We start from the raw sequence: 1,610 nt of genomic DNA on the forward strand, positions 1-1,610 counted from the left end.
CTTGGTCAGGATGGGAGACATGGGCCTTGACCGTCGGGATGCTCAAGTACAACTCGGCCTCCTCCCCTCCGCGACGTGGTGGCTCCCGCCTGCTGCTTCGCAGCGCGTGATTGACAAACGCTCACGCGTTTGCTATTAGCGCGTCCCGCGCTACGTCTCGACCGCTCCGCGGTCTCCCGGTCCGCGTCCCGCGGCCCTCCGACTCACCGTGACCCCATCCGTATCCCCCTCAGTGACGCGCGGTGCCACCAGTCCGCCACAGCGGACCCGCAGCCGACTACGTCGGCGCGCGTGTGCTTCCCTCAGCCACTTCGTGGCCGAGCCACGCCCATTTTCTCTGTGAGGGTCGGTTCTGCGTACACGTCTCCCAAAACTCCACCCCCGCCGCGTGCTTCGAACACGCGACGCGACACACTCCGTCTGCTTCCCGTGAGGCCGGCACTTTCGGGACTCGCCAGTCTCCTTCGCCAATTTCACCCGCCTGAGCGGGCGCACGGGAACCTAATCCGGCGTCTACCTGCCGGGGTGTCCCCCGGTACGGCGTGGCCCTTGTGGGGCATCCGGTAGCTGCGGTGTGGGCGGGCCCGCGGGCCTGGCCGTCACGCTCTCCCCCTTCCGCCCGGCCTAGGCCGACTTCCAGGGGCCGACTCCACGGGGCCGCCGCGGCGCGAGCCTCCACGTGCTCTCGCGCTGCGGTGCTACCCGCTCTCGTCCAACCGGCCCACCTAGGGGCCGGCCCGATGTCCCCTCGAAGGGGGGACAGATGACGGGTGATCAGGGCTCACCCGGGCCCGGGCTACTTCAGTGCGGCCTCCACGTCGGAGAGCGCGAGGCCGAGCAGCTTCGCGCGCAGCTCGGGAGTGGAGGCGTCCAGCAGCTCGTGTGCGGTCCGGTGTGCGATCACCTTGACGACGTACTCGTCCTCTGTGGTGGCGACGATGTGCTCACCACAACGGCCGCACCGGAAGTCAGCGCGGTCCCAACCCTGCTGAGGGGTCGTCACGCGCTGATTTCCATCTGGCCGGGGATGACGGGGGCCGGCGCCGAGGAGGTCTCTATGTGCGCGGCGAGGGCGGACTCCGGGATGCGGATGGTGCCGCCGTGGATGCCGGTGCGTACGACGTCGATTTCACCCAGAGCGATCATGCGGTAAACGGTCTGTCGCGAGAGCCGGAGGGCGGTTGCGACCTCCAGAACGGTGAGGAAACGGGGTACGCCTGCCGGTGGGGTGGTCTGCTCCGTCACGCTATTTTCTCCGCCTGTCGACGCTATTTCGGCCACAGGTCTGTGACCTGCGGGTTTGTCGACCGCCGGAGGTATTAACGATCCCGGTATTTACCGGTACCGCCGATATTTTCTCCGGCCGGAGCGCAACCGTCCGGGTGTGGCGAATGTCTGAAGACGGATGGGGCAACAAATGTCGATGCTGCGGAGGCGTGCTAGTCTCTGTTTTGCATCACCCGAGGGTGACGCTGGGTCGCAGTAATCGGCAAGAGTCTCCCCGGCGTCAGACTCGCTACCACACGGGTGTTGCGCACCGGGCCCCCGGAGTGAGCTTCATTCACTCCGGGGGTTCGGTCTTTCTGTCTCAGCACCCTACACCGCTCCTT

At 66.9% G+C, this 1,610-nt stretch carries 2 protein-coding genes; both read right to left on the reverse strand.

All coding sequences use genetic code 11. The annotated features are described in order from the left end of the window. Nucleotides 1-796 precede the first annotated feature (796 nt). Nucleotides 797-1,003, reverse strand: coding sequence for a hypothetical protein (locus ACIOWN_RS33855; RefSeq protein ID WP_401984357.1), 207 nt, complete (start codon nt 1,001-1,003; stop codon nt 797-799). Further along, nucleotides 1,000-1,245: a helix-turn-helix domain-containing protein gene (locus ACIOWN_RS33860; protein ID WP_401984359.1), complete on the reverse strand. Its 246-nt coding sequence runs from the start codon at nt 1,243-1,245 to the stop codon at nt 1,000-1,002. The genes ACIOWN_RS33855 and ACIOWN_RS33860 overlap by 4 nt, the downstream gene beginning before the upstream one ends. Nucleotides 1,246-1,610 lie beyond the last annotated feature (365 nt).

The organism is Streptomyces sp. NPDC087787 (assembly GCF_044743035.1).
Lineage (GTDB): Bacteria > Actinomycetota > Actinomycetes > Streptomycetales > Streptomycetaceae > Streptomyces.